This window comes from Streptomyces sp. NPDC031418 (assembly GCF_055581605.1).
Genome location: NZ_JBVIJC010000021.1, coordinates 1 through 4,639 on the forward strand (window position 1 = coordinate 1; position 4,639 = coordinate 4,639).

General features: G+C 71.2%; 4 protein-coding genes. 2 read left to right on the plus strand and 2 right to left on the minus strand.

Translation table 11 applies throughout. From position 1 onward, the window contains the following. Nucleotides 1-215: 215 nt before the first annotated feature. A complete protein-coding gene (locus ACZ5CZ_RS28170) occupies nt 216-635 on the minus strand; it encodes a pyridoxamine 5'-phosphate oxidase family protein (RefSeq protein ID WP_385841771.1) in 420 nt (139 codons plus the stop codon). Between the two features lie 118 nt (nt 636-753). On the opposite strand from ACZ5CZ_RS28170, the gene clpB reads away from it, so the two are divergent. Continuing rightward, nucleotides 754-3,351, plus strand: a complete 2,598-nt coding sequence (gene clpB / locus ACZ5CZ_RS28175; RefSeq protein WP_467547407.1) for an ATP-dependent chaperone ClpB — start codon at nt 754-756, stop codon at nt 3,349-3,351. 60 nt (nt 3,352-3,411) lie between these two features. Here the strand turns inward: clpB and ACZ5CZ_RS28180 are convergent, their stop codons facing one another. Continuing rightward, nucleotides 3,412-3,900, minus strand: a complete 489-nt coding sequence (locus ACZ5CZ_RS28180; RefSeq protein WP_468947072.1) for a hypothetical protein — start codon at nt 3,898-3,900, stop codon at nt 3,412-3,414. Between the two features lie 143 nt (nt 3,901-4,043). Here ACZ5CZ_RS28180 and ACZ5CZ_RS28185 point away from each other — a divergent pair, with 143 nt between their 5' ends. Beyond that, nucleotides 4,044-4,592: a YbjN domain-containing protein gene (locus ACZ5CZ_RS28185; RefSeq protein ID WP_385841774.1), complete on the plus strand. Its 549-nt coding sequence runs from the start codon at nt 4,044-4,046 to the stop codon at nt 4,590-4,592. Nucleotides 4,593-4,639: the final 47 nt, after the last annotated feature.

The following is a 4,639-nucleotide window of genomic DNA, read 5'->3' on the forward strand; positions in this document are numbered from 1 at the left end:
ACACCCCCCCCCCCCCCCCCCCGTAATTCCCGACCCCTCCCCCCCCTCAAAAAAACCCCCCCCCCCCCCCCCCCCCCCCTCCTCCCCCCCCCCCCCCCCACCCCCCCCCCCCCGCTGCAGTTTTATGGCGACATATCGTGCCCTGGGGGTGCTTTCACACCGGCTGGAAACCGCCGTAACCCGCCGGCCCCGGCGTCGCGCTCCGCACCCGGCCCTCAGCCGCGCCCCAGCGCCCGTTCCACCTCGATCTCGATCACCACGCGTGACGGATTCGGCGACGGCGTGCGCTCGTACCGCTCGGCATACCGCCGCTCCGCCTCCGCTATCCGCTCAGGCTCGGTGCGTACGGCCGCCCGCCCCTCCAGCGTGGCCCAGCGCCGCCCGTCGACCTGGCACACCGCCACCCGCGCCCCCTCGGCACCGGCCGCGCGGACATGGGCCGCCTTCGCGCTCGACTTGTTGGTGATCACCCGGGCCAGCCCCGCCACCGGGTCGTAGGTCACGCCCACCGGCACCACGTGCGGACTGCCGTCGGGACGCAGGGTCGTCAGGGTGCACAGGTGCCGTTCCCGCCAGAAGGCGAGGTACGGCTCGTCCGGCGCGGCCGGATCCACGGAGTAGGAGTGTGAGGCCATGGCCGAAAACTTAGCCTCCCCGGGCTTGAGCGGAATAGACTCAACTTTGTGTACGCTGGCTAAGTCAGGAATGAGCTGAGTCAGGAATGCCCGGGTTGTCGAGGAGGAGTACGCGACCGTGGACGCCGAGCTGACCAACAGGAGCCGGGATGCGATCAACGCGGCGAGCAGCCGTGCCGTGACCGAGGGGCACCCGGACCTCACCCCCGCTCACCTGCTGCTGGCTCTGCTCCAGGGGCAGGACAACGAGAACATCACCGACCTGCTCGCCGCCGTCGACGCCGACCAGGCCGCCGTACGCGCGGGCGCGGAGAAGCTGCTGGCCGCGCTGCCCAGTGTGACCGGATCCACCGTTGCGCCGCCGCAGCCCAACCGTGAGCTGCTGGCCGTCCTCGCCGACGCCGGGGCCCGCGCCAAGGACCTCGGCGACGACTACCTGTCCACCGAGCACCTGCTCATCGGGCTCGCGGCCAAGGGCGGCGCGGCCGGTGAGCTGCTCACGGCGCAGGGCGCCGATGCGAAGAAGCTGCTGGAGGCCTTCCGGAAGGCCAGGGGAGGACGCCGCGTGACCACCGCCGACCCGGAGGGCCAGTACAAGGCCCTGGAGAAGTTCGGCACCGACTTCACCGCCGCCGCCCGCGAGGGCCGCCTCGACCCGGTCATCGGCCGGGACCAGGAGATCCGGCGGGTCGTGCAGGTGCTGAGCCGCCGTACCAAGAACAACCCCGTGCTCATCGGCGAGCCGGGCGTCGGCAAGACCGCCGTGGTCGAGGGCCTCGCCCAGCGGATCGTCAAGGGTGACGTGCCGGAGTCCCTCAAGGACAAGCGGCTCGTCGCGCTCGACCTCGGCGCGATGGTCGCCGGTGCCAAGTACCGCGGCGAGTTCGAGGAGCGGCTGAAGGCCGTGCTCGCCGAGATCAAGGACTCCGACGGGCAGATCATCACCTTCATCGACGAGCTGCACACCGTCGTCGGGGCCGGCGCCGGCGGCGATTCGGCCATGGACGCGGGCAACATGCTCAAGCCCATGCTCGCCCGCGGTGAGCTGCGCATGGTCGGCGCGACCACCCTGGACGAGTACCGGGAGCGGATCGAGAAGGACCCGGCGCTGGAGCGGCGCTTCCAGCAGGTGCTGGTCGCCGAGCCCACCGTCGAGGACACCATCGCGATCCTGCGCGGTCTGAAGGGCCGGTACGAGGCGCACCACAAGGTGCAGATCGCGGACAGCGCGCTGGTGGCCGCCGCCACCCTCTCCGACCGGTACATCACCTCCCGCTTCCTGCCCGACAAGGCGATCGACCTGGTGGACGAGTCGGCCTCCCGGCTGCGCATGGAGATCGACTCCTCGCCGGTGGAGATCGACGAACTCCAGCGCGCCGTCGACCGGCTGAAGATGGAGGAGCTGGCGATCGGCAAGGAGACCGACCCGGCCTCCCGGGAGCGGCTGGAGAAGCTGCGCCGCGATCTCGCGGACAAGGAGGAGGAGCTGCGCGGGCTCACCGCCCGCTGGGAGAAGGAGAAGCAGTCCCTCAACCGGGTCGGCGAGCTGAAGGAGAAGCTGGACGACCTGCGCGGCCAGGCCGAACGCGCCCAGCGCGACGGCGACTTCGACACCGCCGCCAAGCTGCTGTACGGCGAGATCCCCACCCTGGAGAAGGAACTCCAGGCCGCCTCCGCCGCCGAGGAGCAGGCCGCCCGGGACACCATGGTCAAGGACGAGGTCGGCGCCGACGACATCGCCGACGTCGTCGCCGCCTGGACCGGCATCCCGGCCGGCCGGCTGATGGAGGGCGAGACGCAGAAGCTGCTGCGCATGGAGGAGGAGATCGGCCGGCGGCTCATCGGGCAGAGCGAGGCCGTGCGGGCGGTCAGCGACGCCGTACGCCGCTCGCGTGCCGGTATCGCCGACCCCGACCGGCCCACCGGCTCCTTCCTCTTCCTCGGCCCGACCGGCGTCGGCAAGACCGAACTCGCCAAGGCGCTCGCCGACTTCCTCTTCGACGACGAGCGGGCCATGGTCCGCATCGACATGTCGGAGTACGGCGAGAAGCACAGCGTGGCCCGGCTGGTCGGCGCCCCTCCCGGCTATGTGGGCTACGAGGAGGGCGGTCAGCTGACGGAGGCGGTGCGCCGCCGCCCGTACTCGGTGGTCCTCCTGGACGAGGTGGAGAAGGCGCACCCCGAGGTCTTCGACATCCTGCTCCAGGTGCTGGACGACGGCCGCCTGACCGACGGTCAGGGCCGTACGGTCGACTTCCGCAACACGATCCTCGTCCTCACCTCCAACCTGGGCAGTCAGTACCTGGTCGACCCGCTCACCAGCGAGACGGAGAAGCGGGAGCAGGTGCTGGAGACCGTCCGGGCCTCCTTCAAGCCGGAGTTCCTCAACCGGCTGGACGACCTGGTGGTCTTCTCCGCGCTGACCAAGCCCGAGCTGGAGCGGATCGCGCAGCTCCAGATCGACCGGCTGGGCAGGCGGCTGGCCGAGCGCCGGCTCGCCCTGGAGATCACCCCCGAGGCGCTGGCCTGGCTCGCCGAGGAGGGCCTGGACCCGGCGTACGGCGCCCGTCCGCTGCGCCGGCTGGTGCAGACCTCGATCGGCGACCGGCTCGCCAAGGAGATCCTGTCCGGCGAGATCAAGGACGGCGACACGGTCCGCGTCGACCGCTTCGGCGACGGCCTGCTGGTCGGCCCGGCCACCGGCAAGACGCTGTAGCCGGCCCGCGCGCCGGCCGACCGCCGCACCCCGGGTGCCCGAGCGCCCGGGGTGCGGCGGTCACACCGTGAAGGCGGAGAAGCGGACCCGTGCGGTGGCGGGCCCCTCGTACGTCACGGAGATCTGTACGGCGTTCGCGTCGACGCCCTGCGGCGCGGTGGCATCGGTGTTCATGTCCACGCAGAAGTCCACCGGACCCGAGACCTCCGGGGCACAGACGTCGGTCCTGGGCTTCGGCGCGTGCGGATAGGTGTGCCGCAGCCACGCCCAGACGTCCGCCCGGGGCATCCGGAAGTCGGCGTCGTAGCTGGTGTCCTGCCACGCCTGCACCGTGCACCGGGGCTCGTACGCCCGCTGCGGCAGCCGCGCCCCGCCGAAGGCCAGCGCCTCCGCGCACGACACCTTTTCCGGACCCCCGCCCAGTGGGTAGTCGGAGTTCATGGCCCGCACCACGATCGCGGCCCCCCAGGCCACCACCAGCGCGGGCAGCGCCAGCACCGCCACGACCGGCCACCAGCGGGTCCGGCCCCGTCTCGCAGTCCCGCCCATCAGGCCCCCTCGGCTCGCCTCCGCCCGGCAGCCGGAAATCATGTCAGCTGTCAGCCAATGGCGGACAGGCGGGCGTCGGGGCTTGCCTCCCCCCTCCCCGGATGGGGGAGGATGGCGGAATCCACCATGAAGGGAAAAACACGGTGAGCATCGACCCGTCCTCCATTCCGAACTTCGGGGGCCAGCCCGAGCCGCAGCCCCAGGGACCGGCCGGCCCCGTCCTCCCGGACCAGGACCTCGTGAAGCAGCTCCTCGACCAGATGGAGCTGAAGTACGTCGTTGACGAGGAGGGTGACCTCGCGGCGCCGTGGGAGCAGTTCCGCACCTACTTCATGTTCCGCGGAGAGGCCGAGCAGGCCGTCTTCTCGGTGCGGACCTTCTACGACCGCCCGCACAAGATCGACGAGAAGCACCAGCTGCTCGAGTCCATCGACGACTGGAACCGCCGCACCCTGTGGCCGAAGGTGTACACCCACACCCACGACGACGGCACCGTCCGTCTCATCGGCGAGGCCCAGATGCTGATCGGCACGGGCGTCGACATCAACCACTTCGTCTCCTCCACGGTCAGCTGGGTGCGGGCCGCGATCGAGTTCGACAAGTGGCTGGTCGAGCAGCTCGGCCTGGAACAGGACGTCAACGAGGCGGACCAGCCCGGGGACGACGAGGGCGACGAGCGCACCGGCGAATAGCGCCCTCCCTCACAGCGGCACCGCGCGTACACCAGCAGGTACGCGCC

Bases quoted from the DNA above. Each gene is read 5' to 3' on its own strand.
- ACZ5CZ_RS28170 (WP_385841771.1), bottom strand. From the start codon at position 635: ATGGCCTCACACTCCTACTCCGTGGATCCGGCCGCGCCGGACGAGCCG.
- ACZ5CZ_RS28180 (WP_468947072.1), bottom strand. From the start codon at position 3,900: ATGGGCGGGACTGCGAGACGGGGCCGGACCCGCTGGTGGCCGGTCGTG.